Raw genomic sequence first — 21,838 nt, forward strand, 5'->3', positions numbered from 1 at the left:
GGCTCTCGCTCACGCTCGCCCCGGAATGACAGTGCGTTACTTCACCCAAGCCATGTTCTGCAGCACGACACGATAGCCATCCGGATCCTCGAATGTCACGCCCAGGTCATCCCAATACGGATTGAACGATGTCACCGGAGAATGTCCGTTGTCGCGCATGCGCTGCACCGCGGCTTCCCACTCGCTGCGATCCGGCAGGTAGAAGACGAGCAGGTTGTCTTCGGTCGGGGCACGACCGGACTTGTGGCCACGCAGGGATGTGAACTCCAGGTGCCACATGGCCTGCGGATGCCCCAGCATCCTACCCTCGAAGCCGCCGGTTTCGTCGAACGAGGCGATGACCTGGAAGCCAAGGCCATCGCGGTAGAAGCGCACAACAGCCTCAAGCTCATCTGTGGGCCGCGCCACCCGGAGTTTAAGGTCTCTCATGCGCATATCTCGCTTTGATGTTCGGCATGGGAACTCTACTTCGCCCAGGCTGTGGTCTGCAGCACGACGCGGTAACCGTCTGGATCCTCGAAGGTCGCGCCGTCCCGATCCCAGTAGGGATTGAACGATGGGACAGATGAGTATCCGTAGATTCGCATCCGCTCGACGGAGGTCTCCCATTCGGCACGATCGGGAAGGTAGAAGACCAGCAGGTTGTCTTGCGTTGGCGCTCGCCCCGCTGGAAAGTTGCGGTAATACGTGAATGCGAGATGCCACGGTGCCTGCGGATGACCCAGGATTCTGCCGGAAAACCTGTCGTGATCATCGAAGGCAGCGATGAGCTCGAAACCCAGGCCATCGCTGTAGAAACGTATGACTTCTTCAAGTCGGCTCGTGGGCCTGACCACGCGGAGCTTGATGCCCGTCACGAGACGCTCATCCGTCTCAATGCTTCAGCGATATCGCCATCGAGAATGCACCGCTGCGGATCTTGTCCGGCAGGGTGGCGGCGTATTCGGCGACGGCATCCTCGCCATAGGTGGTGACGAGCTCGGTGAAGGCTGCGAAGAGGGCGGCCTGGGCCATGCAGTCGCCGTCGAGCCCGTCGAGCTCGGCCTCGGCGAAGGCCTCGGTCACATAGCTCAGGGCCGCCTGCTTGAGGGCGCTGAGATTGGGCGATTCGTCGAGAAGGACGTCGTTGTCGTTCATGATCCAGGCCCCTTGGGGGGCAGCGCGCGAGTTCGGTTGAATTAGTCTTAGACATCGCGCCGACCCGCCGCCAGCATCACCTTGCAAGGAGGTTAACGCGAGAGGTCATCGGCTGAAAAATGTGGATAAGAGGCGCGGCTGCAACACCTCCGGACAGAGGGGCCTGCCCTCCGATCAGCCGCCGTAGCGCCCGGTGATGCTGCGGGCGAGCTGCTCGCCTTCCGCCAGAAAGCGCACCGAGGCTTCCTGGGCCGACGGTGTGCAGACCCGGTAGGTGAGGGCATAGGCCTGATAGCCCTTGTTATAGGCGCCGGCGAGCCGCTCCTTGCGTCCCGGCGTCGAGCCTTCGGCCTCGAGCAGAACCTGCATGCGCCGGCCCCATTCGGTGGCATCGGGGGCGCTGCAGAGCGGGCGCAGCATGGCGAGCGACCCTATGATCTCGGCCAGCCGCAGCAATTCCTTCTCGTAGGGCGCTGGCGGCGGCTCGACTGCGGGCGCGGGTTCCGCCTGCTGCTGCGGGGGCTGCTGTTGAGGTTGCTGAGGGGCCGGACGCTGCGTTTGCGGCTGCGGCCTCCGCTGCTGCTGAGGAGCAGGCTGCTGACGATATTGCGGCCCGGGCTGCGGCAGGGGGCGATACCCCGGCTGCTGCCGGTATTGCGGCGGAACGCCCGGCTGCTGCTGGCCCGGCGGAGGGCCGAACAAGCGGTCGAAAAAACCCTGGGCTGCCGCGGAACCGGGGGCGCCGAGCAGCATTGCGGGCACGGCGAGGATCAGGCCCAGGCGTTTCACGCCACGCGGTCCTCGCGCGCGATCCTGAAAGCCTGCTCCAGAATGCCGGCCAGTCCTGCCGTCAGCGGCAGATCGGCGATGTCCCGTTCCGTAACCCAACGGATTTCCTTTGCTTCCGGACCTGTCTGGGGTTCGCCCGAAGCCCAGTGGGCCGCATGGGCGGCGATGACGACATGATGCCTTATATGGCCTTTCTCGTCCCTTTCAATGAATTCGACCGGGGCGATCAGGCCAATAAGCTTGGCCTCAACACCGACCTCCTCGCGAAGTTCCCGCAAGGCCGTCTCGGCGAGCGTCTCTCCCACCTCCACCATGCCCCCGGGAAGCGAAAACAGCCCCTCGCTCGGCGGCTTGCCCCTGGCGGCGAGCAGGATGCGCCCCTCGCGGATCACGGCCACGGAGGCGGCGAGAACGGGGCGGGCGGGATAGAAGCGGTCATTGGTCATGAGGAGAGCTGCTCGGAGAGGCCGCCAGCCGCAACATAGCGGGCGCGGGGGCGGATGAGGGTCGCTTGGGTGCGCTGCTCGATGGCATGGGCGAGCCACCCGGCCGTGCGCCCGATGGCAAAGAGCGTAAAGGCGGCACCCACCGGCAGTCCATAGGCCCTTTCCATCATGACCAGTGCCACGTCGATGCTGGGCAGGCCACCGGAGGTGTTCGCGATCATCCGCAGGGTCGTGGCGTCCGAGGCGAGCAGGGGCACGTTCTCCAGCAGGGCCCGAGCCCGAGGATCGCCTTCCGGATAAAGGCGATGGCGGAAGCCAGGGTGGGGTGCCGTTCCGGGGGAATCGAGAAAAGCCCGGATCCGCTCGGTCATGCCCCCGTGATAGGGACCGCTCAGGGCCGCGAGACCCGCGATGACCGCATTGCGCAGGGAGGCGCCGGTCGAGGCCGTGACCCGAACCGCGAAGGCCGAGGAGCTGAGCTCGTGATCGGCGCAGAGAACGAGTCCGCGCCGGATCGCGCCGGCCGCCTGCGGCGGCGCCTTCCAGGCTGAGGCCAGATGCCGGTGGAGCGGTTCCGTGCCAGGATTGGTGCCGCTCGCGGCCACCGCCGTCATGCGCAGGATCGCCGCAACCTCGGTCGCCCGGGTCTCTCTTCCGGCGGGCTCCGACAGGAGGCGGATGGCCTGTGCCACGAAGCCATGAGGCCCGAAGGCAGGGCCGGGCAGGGATGGCGGCATAGGGGAAGGGCGGTTGAACGTGTCCTCGTCGAGGGCGCCGATCAGGAGGTGCGCAACATCCTCGAGATTGGCGGTCTGCGAAAGAGCGATGGCATCCTGCCCACGGTAGAACAGCCGCCCGTCCCTGATCTGGGTGATGCCTGTCTCCAGCACCGGCAGACCCCAATCGAGGGCAGTCGCGGCCGCGACTGTCGGGCGGCGGAAGCGCGCCTTGCGCTCTACCAAGGCCTCCACGTCGTCGAGGGCGTAGAGGCGCTGGCGCGGATCGTGCGGCGAGGAGAACGAGCGGATCAGGCCGCGGCTCACATAGGCGTAGAGGCTCGCGCGGCTGATGCCCAGGCGGGACGAGGCCTCTTCGGCCGAGGTGAGATCAAGGGATGCGGCGCCCATATGTTGATATGTTGATTCAAGATTGACGGTTCTGCAAGGCCGGCGCGAAGCTCCCCTCAACCAAGGAGAGCATTCATGATGATCGGACTGGACGACGTGGTCGCGGCCGAGACCAGCTTGAGCCATGTGGACGGTGAGGCGGGCCGCCTGATCATCGCCGGGCATGATCTTGAGGAACTGGCCGGGCGGGTATCCTTCGAGGATGTGGCGGCGATGCTCTGGGAGGGCTTCGTTCCAGACGCCGCAGCTGACACGAAGGCCCTCCTGAGCGCAGCGCGGCAGAGGGCTTATGTCCATCTCGCACCTCTCAGCTCCCGGCTTGCCAACCTCACACCTGTGGAGGGCATGCGCCTGCTCCTGGCGAGCCTGCCCGATGCGGAGAGGGATCATGCGGCTCTTGCGGTTGGGGCAGCGGGCGTCGCAGCCGCCATGGCGGTGCGGGGAGCCCAGGGCCTCGCGCCGGTCGCGCCCGATTCACTTCTGGGCCATGCAGCAGATATCCTGCGCATGATGCGCGATACGCCCGTCTCGGCGGAGGAGGCGCAGGGCCTCGACACCTATCTTGTGACCGTCATCGACCACGGCCTCAATGCCTCCACCTTCACGGCGCGGGTCGTCGCCTCGACGCAGGCGGGCACCCTCTCGTCCGTCGTGGCCGGGCTGTGCGCTCTCAAAGGTCCGTTGCACGGTGGGGCGCCGGGTCCCGTGCTCGACATGCTGGACGCCATCGGCACCATCGAGAACGCGGATGCCTGGCTCGACGACGCCATGGCTCGAGGCGAGCGCCTCATGGGCTTCGGCCACCGCATCTACCGGGTTCGCGACCCGCGGGCGGACGTGCTGAAAGCGGCCGCAGGACGGCTGAAGGGAAAGAGCAACCGCATTGCCTTTGCGGAGGCCGTCGAGGCTACGGCCCTCACGGTACTGGAGCGCCGCAAGCCCGGGCGCAGGCTCGACACAAATGTGGAGTTCTACACAGCCATCCTGCTCGATGCACTCGGCGTCCCGCGCGAGGGCTTCACCCCGCTCTTCGCGGCAGGCCGCTCGGCGGGCTGGGTGGCCCATGCCATCGAGCAGACCCGCACGGGCCGCATCATCCGGCCGCAATCGCGCTATGTGGGAGCTTGGCCTGCAAAAGCGGCCTGATCGGCTCTATTGCACCGGCTCCTTCGGCCGTGCGCCCGATTGCGAAGAGCGTAAACGCGGCACCCAGGGGCAGTCCATAGGCCCGTTCCATCACGGCCGGCGGCCCATCGATGCTGGGCGAACCGCCGGACGAGTTCGCGATCACCCGCAGGGTCGTGACATCGGCGGCGAGCAGGGGCAAATTCTTGAGGAGGGTCCGGGCCTCGGTCTGGATCCGCCAGTCTAGGCCGATTGCCGACGGGCTGGGTCTGGTCGGTGGTGTACGAAAGCCCAATGTTCAGGAAGGTGCTCAGGACCGCTTTGGCTTTCCAGCAGCGGCTACTTGCGTTCAACTAACGAGGATATGGCCAATTTTTAAGCGGCCGTGTTAGATGCGTCACAACCTTCCTGCATGGTGAGGGCGGGCGTTAGGACCAACGGGGGTGGTTCTGGTGCACATCTGTCGTTTCGACAGCAAACCCAAATAACCCCGCTCGGGGCAATGCGATGTTCGAGGTACTCGCTCGATTCTTCCTTGGTGAGCCGCCACGCGAAAAAGGCGTGCAGGTGGATCTCATCTACGGCGACCCGGATCTCCAAGCCTTCTTCCTGCTGCTCCTGATATTTGGATCCCTGCTTTTGGCTCCGTTCGTCCCGTCCTTATGGCGGATGCAAAGGCAAGGGGCAGCCTTCGTGTTGGCCTTCACGGTATTCTGTGCAGTGAGCTTCGCCGCAATAGGCATCTTCGCCAGTGGCTTTGCCGGTGGACGCTATCCGCAACTCCAGTGGAGCGCAGGCCAACAGCAAGCGCTGAAGTGATCCTGCCGACTGTCCCTCCCTCACGCGGGCGGCGGTCCGAGGAACTCAACGCCGTAGCGGCCTGCAATCTCCACAATCTGCGGCATGTCCCGCGACGGGGTGAGGCCGAGCCGCTCGACCTCGAGGAAGAAGCCGTCCCCTTCACCAGGGGTCAAGGTGATCAGCAGTTGCCCCTCGCCGGGGCCGATGTTCTTGAAGGTGTGCGGAGCCCCCTTCGGGATCAGGACGGTGTCACCGTCCGTCAGGTCCTGAACCTCGCCCGTGCACCAGAAACGGAATTGGCCGGCGAGGACGCGGAACATCTCCTGCTCCCTGTGATGCACATGCATCGGCGGACCAGCCCCGGCCGGAACGTTTTCAATCCAATGGGAAAAGGCCCCCTTGGATTCATCGGAGCGAACCAGGAAGGTGCGCTGCAGATCGAAGGTTTGATTGTGGGTGCCTTCGCCAGCCCGCCGGACGAGTGCTCTGTCTCCCGAACCCTGATCCATCATCTCGCCTCTTGGTTGTCATTGCATCTGAAGCCGATCAAGCGACGCTAGCACGCTAGCTTGGCGATTGGAGAGGGCAATTTCGGGCAATGGCAGGCCGGTGATCTCGGAGACGGCCGGGGTGCCGCGGGACTAGATCATGCTGCCTGTGTGATCGGGAACGGGAGCACCTGAGCGGGTTCAGGATTCTTCAGAGCCTGCAGCACCTCAAGAACCCTCATGGGCGCCAGCGGCGGGATGAAGACCGCGTGCGCAAACGGCTTGTCTGCCGGGTCCAGATCCGAGAGCAGAAGGGCAGGCCGATGGGGGTGATGCTCATGGTACTCGTCCGCGAGGATCCATCCGCAGACGAGTCCAGGCAAGCTGACCTTGCTCACGAGCCAGTCGATCTCTTCGCCCAACTGGCAAAGAATCAGCAAAGCCCGATCTCCTGCCGGTACAGCGATGACATCGAAGCCACCTGCACGGAGCAGCTGAGTCAGGAGTTCTCGGGTGAGCGCATCATCTTCGACAACAAGGATTGTGGCCTTGGAACGGGAAGCGGAGACCATTCTGGTTTCCTCCAGATGATGCCCGAGTCTCCGCCTGATCCGATTAACGGCGGCTTAATCCAGCGTGCCATTTTGAGGGATTGTCACGAAGGGTTGTCGCAGTGTCATGGGACTAGGAGAGGGAGTGTCCCGTGCCCGCCGAAGCCCGACATCTCTCCAAGCGAGAGGGACCAGGACAAGCTCACCGCACTGCCTGTCGTCGCAACCTGGATCCAACATGTGCGTCCCCCACCTAAGCCCTGGCGAGCGTGGCTGGAGAACTGAGAAAGTCGGAGGTCGTTACGCCCTGCGTTGGTTGTAGCCACCCCAAAGCAGGGCGGCCGTTAGAAATGACGATCGCCCCTGATGCATTGCCGGGCCCAGCAATGCCATCTGCCTGAGCAGACCCTCTTATCCCTAAGGTCAGGGTGAGGCTGAGTATAAGGCCGATCTCCGTTCAGTAAAAGAATCCGTGGGGAGGGCTATAGCAGGGACGGGTGAAGAGAGGGTGAGCACTGCCTCGCACTACGCGATGAAGGGGCTCGCCATCTCACATGCCAACTCTGAGGGGCGGAGATCATTCGTCGTTGCACGGTTGGCTACGCGCCTGGAGGCCATAGCCTTCCGTAAGATCGATTTGATGTGTTGCTTCACAGCAGCCTGGTCCGCTTCAACGGCAACAGAGATTTCGGTGATTTGCCTGCCTGCTGCGATCAGGAGGAGGATTTGGGCCTCTGGATCAGTGAGCGACCGGTTTGGAACGTGATTTTGGTTTGCCGCCAAGAGTGTTTCGTCTGTCGCGGCATGGACAGCTTGGGTGTCCAACTTGGCCATTGCTTCCCCCTTCAACGGGATTAACCCGTCGTTAATATTTGTCTCTTGCCGGCGGAAAAATTGCTATTCCCCTTCGGGAGTAGTGAGCAGCGCCATCTAGTTTGAGCGAGCGACAGATGATATGTCTAGCAGCGTCAAAAACGGCGCGGAGCAAGTTTGATGTTGTCGTTGTCCTCTTCCTACGCAACTTACAAACTCATCGACAACAATGGCGCCTGGCTGATTTTCTGCAACGATGAGTTTGTTGGGGGCTTTGCAGAACGCTACTCGGCCGTGAATTTCGTCGAGATGTTGGTTGAGGCAAGATGCGTCGAGCACAAGGCCTCTCAGGTCCTAATCGACACCAATCTTGGCTGCGAGAAGCACCTGTGCCGCTGCTTCAAGGAAGCACCTCCCGGAACACCGCTGTCCTAATCCAAGACCCAATCACGCCGAGATCTATCGCCGTGCAATTTCCATACGCTATTGAGATCGGAGATGGCGGTGGTGCCGCGGAAGTGGGTCATGGGAGACTTGTAACCTTTGAGAACAACGGCTCCTGCTGGGCGGCATCATGAAAGCCGTCATGGTAAGCCGAGTGCCTGCTGGATGCTCCACCCCACTCTCCTTCTAGAGAGAGCGGCGCGGTCTGCCGTCGTGATGGGGCATAGCCCGGCCCGCGCGGGCGGCGTGGCGCTCCCTACTGCGCCGTCTCGTCCGGACGCTGAGCCAAGCACGGATCGAGGACGATGAAATCCGGGTTCGGGCGGCTGTAGCCGCCGGCCACCGTCACCACGTCGCCCACCTTCATGTCGTTGGTCTGGTAGGTGACGCAGAGCACCTTCGGGGCGGGCGCGGTGCCGCACAGGCCGAGATAGGCCAGCGTCCCGTCGAAATGCACGAGGGCGAGGGCGCCCGTCACGCTGAAATCCACGCGGGTCTCGCCGGTCTCGCGATCCTTCGTCAGCTCCCGCACCTCATGGCATTGCGCCCGATAGGAGGGGTGCATGTCGGGATCGGCGAAGGGGGTTCTGTCAGGGGCTTCCTGGCCCGACGCTCCCGTCACTGAGCCGATCATCAGCGACGCCATGACAAGGCTCTGCATCCGGCGTCGGGGCATGAATCACCTCTAGAGCATCGTGCGGACCCAGCGGGCCACGCCAGTGAAAAGTGGATTCGGTTTTCGCTAGCGCGGCCCGCTGGGTCCGGTCACACGATGCTCTCATTCAAGAAGAAAGCATCGGATTTGTCCCAAAAGTGCAAGTCCACTTTTGGGTCCGAGGCTTTAGACGTGCTGGCCGCCGTTGATGTGAAGCTCCGCGCCGGTCACGTAGGAGCTCGCGTCCGTGCAGAGGAAGTAGATGGCTTTTGCCACCTCGTCCGGGGTGCCGAGACGGCGCATCGGCAATTGCTCGACGATCTTGTCCGTGCCCGGCGACAGGATCGCGGTGTCGATCTCGCCCGGCGAGATGGCATTCACGCGCACGCCCAGCGGGCCGAAATCACCCGCCATCTCGCGGGTCAGGGAGGCCAGTGCTGCCTTGGAGGTGGCATAGGCGGCGCCCGCGAAGGGATGGACGCGCGAACCCGCGATGGAGGTCACGTTGACCACCGAGCCCTTGGCCTTGGTGAGTTCGTCCTGGAGGCCCCGGGCCAGCATGATCGAGGCGAAGAAGTTCACCTGGAACACCCGCAGCCAGTCCTCGTAGCGGGTATCGAGGGTTCCCATCCGCGAGCCGCCTTCGCCCTTGGGCGAGATGCCCGCATTGTTGACGAGCGCGTGCAGGCAGCCGCCCTCGACGGCCAGACGCTCCTTCACCTCGGCGATGGCCCGGCGGGTGTCCTGGGCATCGGCGAGATCGACCTGCAGGTGGTCCTCCGGCCCCATCTCCCACGGGCAGTTCTCGGGGAAACCGTGCCGCGAGCAGGTGATCACCCGCCACCCGGCCGCGGAGAAGCGCTTGACCGTGGCATGCCCGATGCCGCGGCTCGCGCCGGTGAGCAGCATGATGCGGCGGGAACTGCTGGGCGAAGAGGACATCGGGAGATCTCTCGTGAGAGGGTGCCGACCCTTAGACCTGTTCAGGGTCAGGGTCTACGGCCAAGAATATCGATCAAGGGTAGAGCCGCACCTTCCGCCAGCCGTCGCCGTCGCGGCTGAACACCACGCGGTCGTGGAGCCGGAACGGCTTGTCCTGCCAGAACTCGATGGAAACGGGGGCGATCCGAAAACCCGTCCAGTGGGGCGGGCGCGGGATCTCGCCCACGGCGAATTTTGCGGTGTTCAGGGCCACGGCCTTCTCGAGCGCGAAGCGGCTCTCCAGCGGGCGGGATTGCTGGCTCGCCCAGGCGCCGATGCGGCTGTCGCGGGGGCGGCTCTGGAAATAGGCGTCGGCCTCCTGGTCGCTCACCAGCGTCACGGGGCCGCGGGCGCGCACCTGCCGGCGCAGGCTCTTCCAATGCAGCACGATGGCGGCCTTCTGCTGGCCCAGGAGCTCGCGGCCCTTGTTGGATTCCGTGTTGGTGTAGAATACGAAGCCGTTCTCGTCGAAGCCCTTCAGCAGAACCATGCGCACGTTCGGCAGCCCGGTCTCGTCCACGGTGGCGAGCGCCATGGCGTTGGGATCGTTCGGCTCGGAGGCTTCCGCCTCCTTCAACCAGGCCTGGAAGAGGGCGAAGGGCTCGTCCGACTCCGTGAAGTCACCAGTTATTAACCCGCTCACTGTTTTATCTCGTTATGTGACTTTTGGTTCTGGGGGACCCAACGCGTGACGTGGATCGATCCGCGCCGTTATAGATCAGATGCTCGTATCAGCGAAGCGCTGAAAGTGCTTGCGGCTGGGCTGATCGCCCTGTCAACGGGCGCCTGCGGCATGTCCCTGGGATTGTCGGCCCTGGACGAGGATGGACCCAAGGCAACGGGCGCAATCGCCTCCAAGAGCGACATCACCCTCTCGGCCTATCTGGACGAGGAGGACTGGCGCCGGGCCAAGGCGGCGCTGGCCGTCGCCCTCGACCCGCAGGGGCCCGGCACCCAGGTCTCCTGGGACAACCCGGCGACCACCCGCAAGGGCACCTTCACCCCGGTGGGAGCGCCCTTCGTCAAGAACGACGAAATCTGCCGCAGCTTCTCGGCCCATCTGAGCGGCCCATCCGTGAGCGCCCTGCAGGGCACGGCCTGCCGGCCCTCGGGAAGCGAATGGACGCTCAAGGAGGTCAAGCCGCTGAAGGGCTCGGCCAAAGTCTAGCCCTGTCCGGTTGAGGCGTTGCAAAGGGGCAACACTTTGCCCATATGACCGTCAAACCTTTGAGCCTTTAGGCTCCCAATCCGACGGTTCAGGATTCCACGATGCGAAACCCCTATGACGTTCTCGGCGTGTCCCGCTCTGCGAGCGAAGCGGACATCAAGAAGGCGTTCCGCAAGCTCGCCAAGACCTATCATCCCGACAGCAACACGAACGACCCCAAGGCCAAGGACAAGTTCGCCGAAGCCAATTCGGCCTACGAGATCCTGGGCGATGCAGCCAAGCGAGCCCAGTTCGACCGGGGCGAGATCGACGCCGAGGGCAAGCCGCGCTTTTCCGGCTTCGAGGGTTTCGGCGGCAGCCGGGGCGGGGCTGAGGGTTTCTCCGGCTTTGGGGGAGGCAATCCATTCGGCGGACGGCGCAGCAGGAGCGGCTTCGGGGCCGATCCGGGCGAGGATTTCTTTTCCCAAATCTTCGAGAACGCCTTCCGGCAGGGGGGCGAGAGCCCGCGTCAGGCCCGCAGCCATCCCAAGCAGAAAGGCGAGGACGTCGAGGCCACGCTCACGGTGACGCTTGAAGAGGTCGCCGCCGAGGCGAAGAAGCGGGTCCGGCTCCCCACGGGCCGGGACGTGGACGTGGTCATCCCGAAAGGCGTCGCCGACGGCCAGGTGATCCGCCTGCGCGGCTTAGGGCAGGGCGCTCCCGGGATCGATCCGGGCGATGCACTGCTCACCATCGCGTTCGCGCCCCATGAGCGCTTCACCCCGGAAGGCTCCAACCTGCGGCTGCGGCTGCCGGTCGAAATCGAGGAGGCCGTCCTCGGCGGGTCGGTGCGGGTGCCGACGCTCACCGGCTCGGTGGAGATGAAGATCCCGCCTCTCACCAATTCCGGCCGCACCTTCCGTCTGCGCGGCAAGGGCCTGCCGGGCAAGACCGGTCATGGCGATCTTCTCGTGACCACGGAGATCAAGCTGCCGGAGATCGTGGACGAGGACCTGATGGACTACGCCCGCAGGCGCCTCTCGGCGAAGGCGAAGTAGAAGCACGTCCTCGGCGGGGTCTGATCTCCCCTAGCGTAACTTTCCACTGTTATTCCGGGGCCGCGCAGCGGAGCCCGGAATCCATAAACACGACGCTTCCGGAAGAGATAATAAGCGTCGCACGTCGTTCTGTATCGTGAGCGGTTATGGATTCCGGGCTCGCCTTCGGCGCCCCGGAATGACAGTGGGAATGGCATTCGGAACAGCCCCCAAGCACCAGATTGCCCAAGCCGCCTCAAGAGGGCTTCCCCGTGGCTGCCGGGTCGGTTAAAGAGGCCGTTCTTATTTGAACGATCCAGCGACGATCTAGGTGAATCATGGCGGAGACAAAGGCCACCGGCATTCTGGCCGGCAAGCGTGGCTTGGTGATGGGCGTGGCGAACAACCGTTCCATCGCCTGGGGCATTGCGCAGGCGGCCCGCCAGCACGGGGCGGAACTCGCCTTCACCTATCAGGGCGATGCCTTGAAGAAGCGCGTGGAGCCCCTGGCGAAGGAGCTCGATGCCCATGTGGTCGGCCATTGCGACGTAACGGACGGCGCCACCATCGATGCGGTGTTCGAGGAGGTGAAGCGCCTCTTGGGTTCCATCGACTTCGTGATCCACTGCATCGCCTTCTCGGACAAGGACGAGCTGACGGGCCGATACGTCGAGACCTCCGAGGGCAACTTCACCAAGTCTCTGCTGATCTCCTGCTATTCCTTCACGGCCATCGCGCAGCGCGCCGAGAAGCTGATGAACGAGGGCGGCTCGCTCCTCACGCTCACCTATTACGGCGCCGAGAAGTGGATGCCGCACTACAACGTCATGGGCGTGGCGAAGGCAGCGCTCGAGGCGTCCGTGCGCTATCTGGCGGCCGATCTCGGCCCCAAGAACATCCGCGTCAACGCCATCTCGGCGGGCCCTATCAAGACGCTCGCCGCCTCCGGCATCGGCGACTTCCGCTATATCCTGAAGTGGAACGAGTACAACTCGCCGCTCCGGCGCACGGTCACCATCGAGGAGGTGGGCGAGACCGCCGCCTATCTCGTGTCCGACATGTCCCGCGGCATGACCGGCGAAATCCTGCACGTGGATGCGGGCTACCACGTGGTCGGCATGAAGAACCCGGAAGCCCCGGATCTCTCCCTCGATAAAGACTGAGCCTTAAGTCAACGCGTAACCGGATTCTCCCGTGACCCCGTCCCGCCACACGATCTACTTCATTCGCCATGGCGAAACGGACTGGAACCTAGAAGGGCGCCTTCAGGGGCAGAAGGACATTCCGCTCAACGATGTCGGACGTGTCCAGGCCGACGAGGCGGGCCGCAAGCTGAAGGCCCTCGCGCCTCATGTCGAGGACCTCGCCTATGTGGCGAGCCCCATGACCCGCACCCGCGAGACCATGGAGATTCTGCGGGGGACCCTGGGCCTGCACCCGGAATCCTACAAGCTGGACGAGCGCCTCGTGGAGCTGACCTTCGGCATCTGGGAAGGCATGACCTGGAAGGAAGTGCGTAAGGCCGAGCCATCCTTGGCGGCCCTGCGCGAGCAGGACAAGTGGCACTACGCACCGCCCGGCGGCGGCGAGAGCTACGCCATGCTGGTCGACCGCATCCGCCCGTTCCTCGATGACGTCACCCGCGACACGGTGGTGGTGGCCCATGGCGGCGTCGCCCGCGCTTTCCTCGCCATCGCCTGCGGCGTCAACGCCCGCCAAGCCGCCAGCATGGACATCTGGCAGGGTAAGATCCTCATGATCGAAGGGCGCAGTTACCGCTGGGTGTGACGGCTTCACCACGACAACCATCGCCGCGCTCCCGCGTTGAAGAATATGCAATACATCTGCGACGCTCCGGACTCGACGACTTGGTTTCTCATCGAAACCGAAGGGGAGGCTGCGCTCGAATCCGATGCCATGCACCATGCGGTCGAGAAGCACTTCCGTCTGGCCTGGGAGGCCGCCGCTCAGAGCTACCGTTCTACCTCGAGTTCCTTCGTCGAGAAGAATATCGGCCTCAAGGCCCACATTCAGCGCGTCATGCCCCTGTTCCTGACCCTGCGCGATGCGGAGGGGCAGGCGCTCGTCACGGCCATGTTGCCGCCGGGCGGGCGCCATGAACCAAGCTTTCGGACCATCATCGTCGGTCCCGAAAACCGGGATCCATACCTCCAGCACGATGAGGCCATCGCCAAGCTCGGCGAGCATTTCGGCCTGACGCTCGACCGAAGCCGTTGCTACCCGTATCGCTAAGGCCCCAGACGCCCATGCCCTGTACGGATCGGATCCGCTTGGAATAAGGTCGATCATCGACCCCAAGGGAACTGCCCCTGCCGGGTTGCCCGCTTCCTCCGACCACGCAGGAGACCGCCGTGAATCAAGGGATTGCTCATGTCGCCCTTGTGGTCCGGGACTACGATGAGGCCATCGACTTCTATGTGAACAAGCTGCGGTTCGAACTGGTCGAGGACACATACCAGCCGGAGCAGGACAAGCGCTGGGTTGTCGTCAGGCCGCGGGGCCAGGGGAGCGCATCCCTGCTGCTGGCACGCGCGTCCAATGCTCATCAGGAGAGCTTCATCGGCAACCAGGCCGGCGGCCGTATCTTCCTGTTCCTGCGAACCGACGATTTCCGGCGCGACCATGCCGCCATGGTCGAGGCCGGCATCACATTCGTTCGGGAGCCCAAGCAGGCGGATTACGGCATCGTCGCCGTGTTCAGGGATCTCTACCGCAATCTGTGGGACCTCGTTCAGTTCACGGATGGTCGCCCGTGATCGCCTTCTACGTCATCCCCGGACTTGGTGGGGGATCCCCGTGTTTGCTGTCCACCACTCCGCCCTCATCCTGAGGAGCAGCCGTCAGGCTGCGTCTCGAAGGATCGTCCAGTGCTCTCTGGAGCCTCCTTCGAGACGGTCACTGCGTGACCTCCTCAGAGGCTGGCTCATAAAGGACCGGCAACACTCCTGACGGGATCACCGGCCTTGTGCCGGTGATCCCGATGGCTTGAAGCGCCGTGCTTTTCAGCATCGGGATGGCCGGCACAAGGCCGGCCATGACGAAAGCCGAGGCGTGTTCCTCTTTATGAGCCAGTCTCTCAGGATTAGAGCGAGGCGTGGGCAAGAATGGTGCGCGAATCCTCCCCCTGCGGGGGGTAGCGAACGGGGTGAGCCGGGAGAGGGGCAATCCGGTTGAGCGCGGCCCCTCTCCCGACCTGCTGCGCAGGCCACCCTCTCCCGCATAGGGGAGAGGGAAGGAGGTTGAGAGTTTGTTCTCACTTTGTTCTTGACGGTTGCTCTAAGCTCGGCTATATCGTTGTGTAGACCTGCTCCTGTGAGGGGCGCGCTCGCGAGGTGTCGCAGTGTGGGAGCAGGCACGGTCCCGCCGCAGGGCTCGCACCCCTGTGATCGCGGGTGGCCGATCCTGGCTTGTTCCAGGTCCGCTGAAACAAACCGTGCGCCAAGAGTAGTCTGGCTCTTCCATTCAACATCAACCATCGAGCTGGGCTGCCCGGAGCGCCACCCTCGATCACCCTTCAGGCTCGCAGCACCCGCTGCGGGCCCCAAGGTGCTGGCTCTTTGCCACCCCACCCGCGTCATCCCGGACGGCAAGGCTGATCCGGGATCGTACGACGAGTAAAGCACCGTCATCCCAGGGCTGCGCAGCAGAGCCCGGGATCCATAACCGCTGACGGTGCAGAACGAGGCGCGACGCTGTTCGCTCTATTCTGAAACGTCGTGGTTATGGATCCCCACCTGCGCGGGGATGACACCGGCGAGGATCCAACACCTTATCCTGCCCGCGATCCTGTGTCGGCTCCGCCGTCTGGGATGGCAGTCGGCTCGGGCCGGACGTGACACTCGCGCGCTTTGGTCTTATGACGCCGTGAACCCTGAAGAAGCGCCATGTCCCACAACACCTTCGGTCACCTGTTTCGCGTCACCACCTTCGGCGAAAGCCACGGGCCGGCCCTCGGCTGCGTGATCGATGGCTGCCCGCCCATGATCCCGCTGGAGGCGGACGAGATCCAGGCGGAGCTCGACCGGCGCCGACCGGGGCAATCGCGCTTCACCACCCAGCGCCAGGAGCCGGATCAGGTCAAAATCCTCTCGGGCGTGTTCACGGACGAGCGCACGGGCCGGCAGGTGACCACCGGCACGCCGATCGCGCTCATGATCGAGAACGTGGACCAGCGCTCCAAGGACTACTCCGAGATCAAGAATTCCTACCGCCCAGGCCACGCCGATTTCACCTATGACGTGAAGTACGGCATCCGCGATTATCGCGGCGGCGGCCGCTCCTCGGCCCGTGAGACGGCAGCCCGCGTGGCCGCAGGCGCCGTTGCCCGCAAGGTGCTCGCCGGCATCACGATCCGCGGCGCCCTCGTGCAGATGGGGCCGCACGTCATCGACCGGGGCAACTGGGACTGGGACGAGGTCGCCCGCAATCCGTTCTTCTGCCCGGATGCCAAGGCAGCGGCGTTTTATGAGGAGTATCTCGACAGCCTGCGCAAGGCCGGCTCCTCCATCGGTGCCGTCATCGAGATCGTGGCCGAGGGCGTGCCGCCGGGCCTTGGCGCCCCGATCTATGGCAAGCTCGATTCGGACCTCGCCTCCGCGCTCATGTCGATCAATGCCGTCAAGGGCGTGGAGATCGGCGACGGCTTCGCCGCAGCGGCTCTTCGCGGCGAGGAGAATGCCGACGAGATGCGTCCGGGCAATGGCGGTGTGCCGACCTTCCTGTCGAACCATGCCGGCGGCGTGCTCGGAGGCATCTCCACGGGCCAGCCTTTGGTCAGCCGCTTTGCCGTGAAGCCCACCTCCTCGATCCTCACGCCCCGCGCCAGCGTGACCCGCTCAGGCGCTGAGGCCGAGGTGATGACCAAGGGCCGGCACGACCCCTGCGTCGGTATCCGTGCCGTGCCGGTGGGCGAGGCCATGGTCGCCTGTGTTCTGGCCGACCACGTGCTCCGTCACCGGGGGCAGGTGGGGCAGAGCGCGGCCTGGCCGTTTCAGGGCTGAGGCCATAGCAGACGATCACACGCAGTCCTCAGGGTGAGGACAAAGCATTTATGCAAAGGCTTGTCGGCAGATTTTAGTTTTACTAAAATCCCGCCATCGGCTAAGCCATTCTCATGAAACTGGCTGATTGGCTCATCCGCAACGGCGTCTCGCGTGTGGAATTCGCGCGGCGGATAGGCGTCACGCCCGGCGCCATCACCCAGATGTGCAATTCCGAACAGGCTTGGCTCTCGCGGGATACGGCGGATTTGATCGCCCGTGAAACCCGTGGAGCTGTCACGCCCAACGACTTCCTGCCCCCGGCCGCCAAGGAGGCCCTGATGCCCAATTCCGTCACCGATGCCATCGAGGCTTTCGCCCGCGGCGAGATCGTCATCGTCACGGACGACGACGACCGCGAGAACGAGGGCGACCTGATCGTTGCCGCCTCCCTCTGCACGCCGGAGAAGATGGCCTTCATCATCCGCAACACCTGCGGCATCGTCTGCGCGCCCGTCACCGCCGCCGAAGCCCGCCGTCTGCGGCTCGATCCGATGGTGGCCTCGAACGATGCGCCGCTCGGCACGGCCTTTACGGTCACGGTCGACGTGAAGCACGGGCTCACCACCGGCATCTCTGCCGAGCAGCGCTCGAATACGGTGCGGGCGCTCGCCAACAACAACATGGGCGCGACCGACTTCGTGCGGCCAGGCCACGTCTTCCCACTGATTGCCAAGGACGGCGGGGTGCTCATGCGCTCGGGTCATACGGAAGCCGCCGTTGACCTGTGCAAGCTCGCCGACCTGCCGCCGGTGGGCGTGATCTGCGAGCTGGCCAACGACGACGGCACGGTGATGAAGGGCCGGCAGATTGATGCCTTCGCCGAGACCCACAACCTCAAGCGCATCTCGGTCGCGGACCTCATCGCCTATCGCCAGGCGCGGGAAAAGCTCGTCGAGCGTATCGCCACCTTCCCGGTTGAGACGCAATGGGGTTCGTTCACCGGCTATGCCTATTCGACGCCGTTCGACAGCGTGCAGCACATCGCCCTCGTGCATGGCCGCATCGGCGACGGCACCAACATCCCCGTGCGCCTGCACCGGGCCAACGCGCTCACCGACGTGTTCGAGGGCGGCAAGGCGGTGAACGCCTCCCTGCAGCGTTTCGTGAAGGAGGGCAGGGGCGTTCTCGTCTACCTGCGCGACGGCACGGCGGGCGTGCCGACCACGTCCTTTGCTGAAACCGAGGAGACGGAATCGGAGGCCATGCGCTCGAGCCAGTGGCGCGAGATCGGCCTCGGGGCTCAGATCCTGAAGGATCTTGGCGTCGTGTCCATCCGCAACCTCGCGACCTCGAGCCGCTCCTACGTGGGCCTCTCCGGCTTCGGCATCGAGCTTCTGGGGCAGGAGCCGATCGAGGGGTGATCGGCTTCCTTCTTGTCATTCCGGGGCGACCGCAGGTCGAGCCCGGAATCCATAACCACGACGCATGAAGTAAAAACGATCTGCGTCACAACATTCCTTGCACTGTCAGCGTTTATGGATTCCGGGCTCCGCTGCGCGGCCCCGGAATGACAGTGAGTAGGACCTAAGCCTAGGTCCCCGTCTCGCGCCCCATCAACGCATCGAGATGAAAGGCCGCAGACTTCGCGAGGCCCTCCAAGTCGTAGCCGCCTTCGAGAACCGACACGATCCGCTGCCCGCAATGGCGGTCGGCGAGATCCATGAGCTTCTGCGTCGCCCAGGCGAAATCCGACTCGGTCAGATTAAGGCTGGCGAGCGGATCGCGCCAATGGGCGTCGAAGCCCGCCGAGATGATGATGAGATCGGGCGCGAAGCTGTCGATGCGCGGCGCGATGACATTGTCCACCGCTTCGCGGAAGGCCTCGCTCCCGTCGCCGGCGTTCAGGGGCGCATTGACGATGGTGCCGTGATCGCCCGTCTCGGAGAGCGCGCCGGTGCCGGGATAGAGCGGCGCCTCGTGGGTCGAGCAATAGAGCACGGTTCCGTCCGACCAGAAGATGTCCTGGGTGCCGTTGCCGTGGTGCACGTCCCAGTCAAAGATCGCCACGCGTTCGGCACCGTGCTTCTTCTGAGCATGACGGGCTGCGATCGCCGCGTTGTTGAAGAAGCAGAAACCCATGGCACGGACGCGCTCGGCATGGTGCCCCGGCGGGCGCATGGCCACGAAGGCATTCCTCACCTTGCCGCTCATCACCTCGTCAACGGCCAGCACCGCACCGCCGGCGCCCCGCAGGGCCGCCTCATAGGTGCCGGGCGACATCACCGTATCCTCGTCGATGCGAACGATCCCTTCCCGGGGGCTCATGTCGCGAAGGCGGACGATGTGGTCCTCCGGATGGGCGAGGGCGAGAGAGTCCATCTCAGCCATCGGCGCCTGCTCGCGGATGAGCGATGTGAACCGCTCCTTCTCCAGGGCACGCTCGATGGCGCGGATGCGATCGGGGCGCTCGGGATGACCGAACGGCGTCTGATGGTCGAGGCAGGCCGGGTGGGCAATGTAAAGCGTGGACATGGATTTTCTTGAGTAAGGAACGCTGCTGAATTTCGCAGCGTCACATGGGTCTGTCTATGTTGTTGCGATGCAACACCTTTGAAAGCGGAGCCGTGCCATGGTGTGTTTCGATTCGCGTTGACGACCGTCCGGTCTATAAACCCGCCCGAAACCACCCTTCACCTCAGTTCCGCTGAGTCTTCAGAGCTTTGCACGATGCGCCTTTTGAGTCTGCCCCTTCTTTTGGCAATGATGGCCCTGGCGGGCTGCAACTACAAAGGCGTGCCTGATCCGCAGGTCTCAGCGCGGGATGCCGAGTGGATAGCGCAGATCCCGAAAGCCGAGGAAGATCCGCGCTTCGGCCGCTACCTCATCGACGATCCGACAGGCGAGGCGCCCGGGACCATCGTGGTCGATACGAAGGAGCGCCAGCTCTATCTCGTGCAGCCCAACCGGAAGGCGATCCGCTACGGCGTGGCGGTCGGCGACGAGGCCTATGGCTGGACTGGCACCTCCACCATTGCCCGCAAGGCCGAGTGGCCGGACTGGAACCCGCCGGCCGAGATGAAGGCGCGCTGGACGCATGTCCAATACACCAAGGGCGGACCGAGCAACCCGCTTGGAGCACGGGCGCTGTACCTCTACGAGGGCAACAAGGACACCCTCTACCGCATCCACGGCACCAACGAGCCGGAGAAGATCGGCTTTGCCGTCTCGTCGGGCTGCATCCGGATGCGCAACATCGACGTAATCGACCTCTACAACCGCGTGCCGGTGAACACGAAAGTCATCGTCCGGTAAGACCGGAGCGCAGCCCGAAACCTGACATGAAAAGAGCGCCCTCGGGCGCTCTTTTGTTTTGGATCGGTTGTTTGGGATCACTGGCCCAGCACGGCTTCCTTGCGCAGGAACGCGGGAAGCTCGGAGACCTTCGGACGGTTCTGCTGCAGCTTGGCGGCCTGAACGGCGGCTGCGAGAGCCGGCAGGGCGACGTCCTTGAAGGCCGGAATGGACTGCGCGGCATTCTGCTGGCCTGAACGGATGTCTCGGCTTGAAGCGTTCTGGGTCATGGATCCTCTCTGGAAAACACAGGCTGTCTCTGCAACCTGCCTTTATGATCTCCAGGGCTGTGACCGCTTTGGGGCAGACCGGTGATCATGTGTTGGCTTGGCTGCAGATGCATGCCTCAAGGTGAATCAACACTTAACGGTGCAGTTTTCTCGCCATCTGCAGCGTGAATACTGCCCATCTTGTCGTTGCGTCACCTTCGGATGTTCTAAAGCGACGCTTCTTCAGAAGCTGTGCGCAGCCACACCTTTTGCAAAGCTCTCGCCGTCCCCCAGGCCCATCTCATAGGCCTTGCGGATTCCAGCCGGATTGGTGATGTCGAACTGTCCGATCGGGACCGGCTGGGAAGGCTGGATGTAGGTGCGGCCCCGCACTGCAGGATAAGACCGGTAGAGCCGGGAGAGGATCACCAGGGTCTTGCCGCCCTGCTCCTCGACGGGAAGCAGGGGGTCCGTCGGCACGTTGTCGACAAGGCCGCCATCGAGGGCCGCCATTCCGCCGATGCGACCGACCGGCATGAAGGGCGGCACGCTGGCGCTGGCCATCAGGGCTGCCGAGAGCTCCGCCGGGGACGCAAGATCCTGCACACGGACGAATTCCGGGCGAAAGCCCAGGGCGCGGCCGCCTCTCGGGTGCATCGGGGAGCGCCATTTCTTCTCGATCTGGTAAGTGGCGATCCCCAGCGGAACGGCGAGCGACAGGGGCAGGCGGCGCGGCTTGCGCGCAAGGCCGATCAGGACATTGGGGCCTTGCTTCAGGCGCTCCAGGGCAGCCTCGTCGATGATGCTCTCGATGAGGCTGCGATACATGAGCGAGACGGGCCAGGGAGAGCCCTCGCTGCGCCAGGCACGCCATTCGAAATTGCGGCGCCCGAGGCTGCAGCCGTCGGCCACCATCTCGTTGACCTTCCGTCCGAGGCCGAGAAGGCTGTAGCAGGCGGACCAGGCGCCTGCGCTCACGCCGACGACCATCTCCGGCTTCAATCCGAGCAGCGGCGCCGCGGCCTCCCAGAAGCCTCCTTGCCAGTGGCAGCGGTTGCCGCCGCCCGCGAATGCCACGGCATCGAACATCGGTGCCTCTACCGCTCCTGGGTGGGCGAAGCATCCTCATCGGCCCGTGCCCGGTCGCGCCAGGCCAGGACGAGCCGCTCCAACTCGACGAGATCCTGCCGCGGGAGCATTCCGAGGGTCCGCATCACATAGGAGCGCTGGGCCGCAATCCCCTGGTTGGCGAGGTCGCGCCCTTTCGCCGTGAGATAGAGAGCATTGGATCGCCGGTCGCCGGGAATTGCGCGTCGCTCCACGAGGCCGGCTTCGACCATGCGGTCGAGCAGGCCCGAGACATTGCCTTTGGTGACATAGAGCCGTTCCGCCAGCTCCTGCTGGCTCGAGCCCTCGCGCTCAGTGAGAGTGGACAGCAGGTCGAATTGAGGAATCGACAGCCCGAGCGCCTTGAGTTCCGCCGCCACTGCATTCGTTGCTCGCCGGTTCAGGCGAATGATCCGGAACCAGATCCTCAGAGGATCGGCAGCTTCGATCTCGGCAGAGGCGGAAGAGGGGAACGTCAAAGCTTCTAACTCCAGGTACAAGACGGATAGTTTACAGCGAGACCATTCACCTCGTCACCCCTTGCGCCATGGCATCCGGGGTCTCTCCAGCGCCTTTCCAGTGGAGCAAAGGGGGTGGCTGATCGCATGGCGTTCTAATATTTCACAA

General features: G+C 64.1%; 29 protein-coding genes. 12 read left to right on the forward strand and 17 right to left on the reverse strand.

The window, feature by feature from the left end; genetic code table 11:
• Nucleotides 1–36 precede the first annotated feature (36 nt).
• The 6 genes from IC232_RS11105 to IC232_RS11130 all read right to left on the reverse strand — a co-directional run bounded on the left by IC232_RS11105 (nucleotide 37) and on the right by IC232_RS11130 (nucleotide 3,499).
• Nucleotides 37–429: a VOC family protein gene (locus IC232_RS11105; protein ID WP_190844979.1), complete on the reverse strand. Its 393-nt coding sequence runs from the start codon at nucleotides 427–429 to the stop codon at nucleotides 37–39.
• Nucleotides 430–464: 35 nt separating this feature from the next.
• Nucleotides 465–857, reverse strand: coding sequence for a VOC family protein (locus tag IC232_RS11110; RefSeq protein WP_190844980.1), 393 nt, complete (start codon nucleotides 855–857; stop codon nucleotides 465–467).
• Between the two features lie 16 nt (nucleotides 858–873).
• Entirely contained in the window at nucleotides 874–1,137 is a 264-nt protein-coding gene (locus tag IC232_RS11115; RefSeq protein WP_190844981.1) for a hypothetical protein, read from the reverse strand.
• Nucleotides 1,138–1,311: 174 nt separating this feature from the next.
• Nucleotides 1,312–1,926, reverse strand: a complete 615-nt coding sequence (locus IC232_RS11120; RefSeq protein ID WP_312895149.1) for a TIGR02301 family protein — start codon at nucleotides 1,924–1,926, stop codon at nucleotides 1,312–1,314.
• Nucleotides 1,923–2,372 carry an NUDIX hydrolase gene (locus IC232_RS11125; protein ID WP_190844982.1) on the reverse strand — a complete coding sequence of 150 codons (450 nt, stop codon included), beginning with the start codon at nucleotides 2,370–2,372 and terminating at the stop codon, nucleotides 1,923–1,925. Before IC232_RS11125 ends, IC232_RS11120 begins: the two co-directional genes overlap by 4 nt.
• Entirely contained in the window at nucleotides 2,369–3,499 is a 1,131-nt protein-coding gene (locus IC232_RS11130) for a citrate synthase family protein (RefSeq protein WP_190844983.1), read from the reverse strand. Before IC232_RS11130 ends, IC232_RS11125 begins: the two co-directional genes overlap by 4 nt.
• 75 nt (nucleotides 3,500–3,574) lie before the next feature.
• On the opposite strand from IC232_RS11130, the gene IC232_RS11135 reads away from it, so the two are divergent.
• Nucleotides 3,575–4,645: a citrate synthase/methylcitrate synthase gene (locus IC232_RS11135; protein WP_190844984.1), complete on the forward strand. Its 1,071-nt coding sequence runs from the start codon at nucleotides 3,575–3,577 to the stop codon at nucleotides 4,643–4,645.
• Here IC232_RS11135 and IC232_RS11140 read toward each other — a convergent pair.
• Nucleotides 4,593–4,919 (reverse strand): hypothetical protein, encoded by a 327-nt coding sequence (locus tag IC232_RS11140; RefSeq protein ID WP_190844985.1) that lies wholly within the window; start codon nucleotides 4,917–4,919, stop codon nucleotides 4,593–4,595. The two genes, IC232_RS11135 and IC232_RS11140, sit on opposite strands and share 53 nt — an antisense overlap.
• A 212-nt stretch (nucleotides 4,920–5,131) precedes the next feature.
• On the opposite strand from IC232_RS11140, the gene IC232_RS11145 reads away from it, so the two are divergent.
• Nucleotides 5,132–5,443: a hypothetical protein gene (locus tag IC232_RS11145; RefSeq protein ID WP_190844986.1), complete on the forward strand. Its 312-nt coding sequence runs from the start codon at nucleotides 5,132–5,134 to the stop codon at nucleotides 5,441–5,443.
• Nucleotides 5,444–5,463: 20 nt separating this feature from the next.
• Here IC232_RS11145 and IC232_RS11150 read toward each other — a convergent pair whose 3' ends face one another.
• From IC232_RS11150 to IC232_RS11160, 3 genes are all read right to left on the reverse strand, one after another.
• A complete protein-coding gene (locus IC232_RS11150) occupies nucleotides 5,464–5,937 on the reverse strand; it encodes a cupin domain-containing protein (protein ID WP_190844987.1) in 474 nt (157 codons plus the stop codon).
• A gap of 134 nt (nucleotides 5,938–6,071) precedes the next feature.
• Entirely contained in the window at nucleotides 6,072–6,485 is a 414-nt protein-coding gene (locus tag IC232_RS11155; RefSeq protein ID WP_190844988.1) for a response regulator, read from the reverse strand.
• A 504-nt stretch (nucleotides 6,486–6,989) separates the two neighbouring features.
• A complete protein-coding gene (locus IC232_RS11160) occupies nucleotides 6,990–7,298 on the reverse strand; it encodes a LuxR C-terminal-related transcriptional regulator (RefSeq protein ID WP_190844989.1) in 309 nt (102 codons plus the stop codon).
• 159 nt (nucleotides 7,299–7,457) lie between these two features.
• Here IC232_RS11160 and IC232_RS11165 point away from each other — a divergent pair, with 159 nt between their 5' ends.
• On the forward strand, nucleotides 7,458–7,712 hold the full coding sequence (locus tag IC232_RS11165; RefSeq protein WP_190844990.1) for a hypothetical protein: 255 nt from the start codon (nucleotides 7,458–7,460) through the stop codon (nucleotides 7,710–7,712).
• Between the two features lie 265 nt (nucleotides 7,713–7,977).
• On the opposite strand, the gene IC232_RS11170 is transcribed toward IC232_RS11165, so the two are convergent.
• The 3 genes from IC232_RS11170 to pdxH all read right to left on the reverse strand — a co-directional run bounded on the left by IC232_RS11170 (nucleotide 7,978) and on the right by pdxH (nucleotide 10,000).
• On the reverse strand, nucleotides 7,978–8,397 hold the full coding sequence (locus tag IC232_RS11170; RefSeq protein WP_190844991.1) for a hypothetical protein: 420 nt from the start codon (nucleotides 8,395–8,397) through the stop codon (nucleotides 7,978–7,980).
• 165 nt (nucleotides 8,398–8,562) lie between these two features.
• Nucleotides 8,563–9,285, reverse strand: a complete 723-nt coding sequence (locus tag IC232_RS11175) for an SDR family oxidoreductase (RefSeq protein ID WP_190845068.1) — start codon at nucleotides 9,283–9,285, stop codon at nucleotides 8,563–8,565.
• A 106-nt stretch (nucleotides 9,286–9,391) separates the two neighbouring features.
• Nucleotides 9,392–10,000, reverse strand: a complete 609-nt coding sequence (gene pdxH / locus IC232_RS11180) for a pyridoxamine 5'-phosphate oxidase (protein ID WP_190844992.1) — start codon at nucleotides 9,998–10,000, stop codon at nucleotides 9,392–9,394.
• 45 nt (nucleotides 10,001–10,045) lie between these two features.
• On the opposite strand from pdxH, the gene IC232_RS11185 reads away from it, so the two are divergent.
• From IC232_RS11185 to ribB, 8 genes are all read left to right on the forward strand, one after another.
• Nucleotides 10,046–10,525: an RT0821/Lpp0805 family surface protein gene (locus IC232_RS11185; RefSeq protein ID WP_312895150.1), complete on the forward strand. Its 480-nt coding sequence runs from the start codon at nucleotides 10,046–10,048 to the stop codon at nucleotides 10,523–10,525.
• A 101-nt stretch (nucleotides 10,526–10,626) separates the two neighbouring features.
• Entirely contained in the window at nucleotides 10,627–11,562 is a 936-nt protein-coding gene (locus IC232_RS11190; protein ID WP_190844993.1) for a DnaJ C-terminal domain-containing protein, read from the forward strand.
• A 317-nt stretch (nucleotides 11,563–11,879) separates the two neighbouring features.
• Nucleotides 11,880–12,704 carry an enoyl-ACP reductase FabI gene (gene fabI, locus IC232_RS11195; RefSeq protein ID WP_190844994.1) on the forward strand — a complete coding sequence of 275 codons (825 nt, stop codon included), beginning with the start codon at nucleotides 11,880–11,882 and terminating at the stop codon, nucleotides 12,702–12,704.
• 31 nt (nucleotides 12,705–12,735) lie between these two features.
• Nucleotides 12,736–13,329 carry a histidine phosphatase family protein gene (locus IC232_RS11200; protein ID WP_190844995.1) on the forward strand — a complete coding sequence of 198 codons (594 nt, stop codon included), beginning with the start codon at nucleotides 12,736–12,738 and terminating at the stop codon, nucleotides 13,327–13,329.
• A 45-nt stretch (nucleotides 13,330–13,374) separates the two neighbouring features.
• Nucleotides 13,375–13,794 carry a hypothetical protein gene (locus tag IC232_RS11205; RefSeq protein ID WP_190844996.1) on the forward strand — a complete coding sequence of 140 codons (420 nt, stop codon included), beginning with the start codon at nucleotides 13,375–13,377 and terminating at the stop codon, nucleotides 13,792–13,794.
• Between the two features lie 119 nt (nucleotides 13,795–13,913).
• The gene (locus IC232_RS11210; RefSeq protein ID WP_190844997.1) at nucleotides 13,914–14,318 is read left to right on the forward strand and encodes a VOC family protein; all 405 of its coding nucleotides are present in this window, start codon (nucleotides 13,914–13,916) and stop codon (nucleotides 14,316–14,318) included.
• A 1,128-nt stretch (nucleotides 14,319–15,446) separates the two neighbouring features.
• Entirely contained in the window at nucleotides 15,447–16,562 is a 1,116-nt protein-coding gene (aroC, locus tag IC232_RS11215) for a chorismate synthase (protein WP_190844998.1), read from the forward strand.
• A gap of 113 nt (nucleotides 16,563–16,675) precedes the next feature.
• Nucleotides 16,676–17,965 (forward strand): 3,4-dihydroxy-2-butanone-4-phosphate synthase, encoded by a 1,290-nt coding sequence (ribB, locus tag IC232_RS11220; RefSeq protein WP_190844999.1) that lies wholly within the window; start codon nucleotides 16,676–16,678, stop codon nucleotides 17,963–17,965.
• A 169-nt stretch (nucleotides 17,966–18,134) separates the two neighbouring features.
• Here ribB and IC232_RS11225 read toward each other — a convergent pair whose 3' ends face one another.
• Entirely contained in the window at nucleotides 18,135–19,076 is a 942-nt protein-coding gene (locus tag IC232_RS11225; RefSeq protein WP_190845000.1) for a histone deacetylase family protein, read from the reverse strand.
• A 195-nt stretch (nucleotides 19,077–19,271) separates the two neighbouring features.
• On the opposite strand from IC232_RS11225, the gene IC232_RS11230 reads away from it, so the two are divergent.
• On the forward strand, nucleotides 19,272–19,856 hold the full coding sequence (locus tag IC232_RS11230; protein WP_190845001.1) for a L,D-transpeptidase: 585 nt from the start codon (nucleotides 19,272–19,274) through the stop codon (nucleotides 19,854–19,856).
• A gap of 77 nt (nucleotides 19,857–19,933) precedes the next feature.
• Here the strand turns inward: IC232_RS11230 and IC232_RS11235 are convergent, their stop codons facing one another.
• The 3 genes from IC232_RS11235 to IC232_RS11245 all read right to left on the reverse strand — a co-directional run bounded on the left by IC232_RS11235 (nucleotide 19,934) and on the right by IC232_RS11245 (nucleotide 21,690).
• A complete protein-coding gene (locus tag IC232_RS11235) occupies nucleotides 19,934–20,125 on the reverse strand; it encodes a hypothetical protein (RefSeq protein ID WP_190845002.1) in 192 nt (63 codons plus the stop codon).
• A gap of 222 nt (nucleotides 20,126–20,347) precedes the next feature.
• Nucleotides 20,348–21,193: a patatin-like phospholipase family protein gene (locus IC232_RS11240; protein WP_190845003.1), complete on the reverse strand. Its 846-nt coding sequence runs from the start codon at nucleotides 21,191–21,193 to the stop codon at nucleotides 20,348–20,350.
• Nucleotides 21,194–21,201: 8 nt separating this feature from the next.
• Complete coding sequence (locus tag IC232_RS11245) at nucleotides 21,202–21,690, reverse strand: MarR family winged helix-turn-helix transcriptional regulator (RefSeq protein WP_246812149.1); 489 nt, start codon at nucleotides 21,688–21,690, stop codon at nucleotides 21,202–21,204.
• Between the last annotated feature and the right edge of the window lie 148 nt (nucleotides 21,691–21,838).

Origin of the sequence: Microvirga sp. (assembly GCF_014699075.1) — a bacterium.
Taxonomy (GTDB): domain Bacteria; phylum Pseudomonadota; class Alphaproteobacteria; order Rhizobiales; family Beijerinckiaceae; genus Microvirga.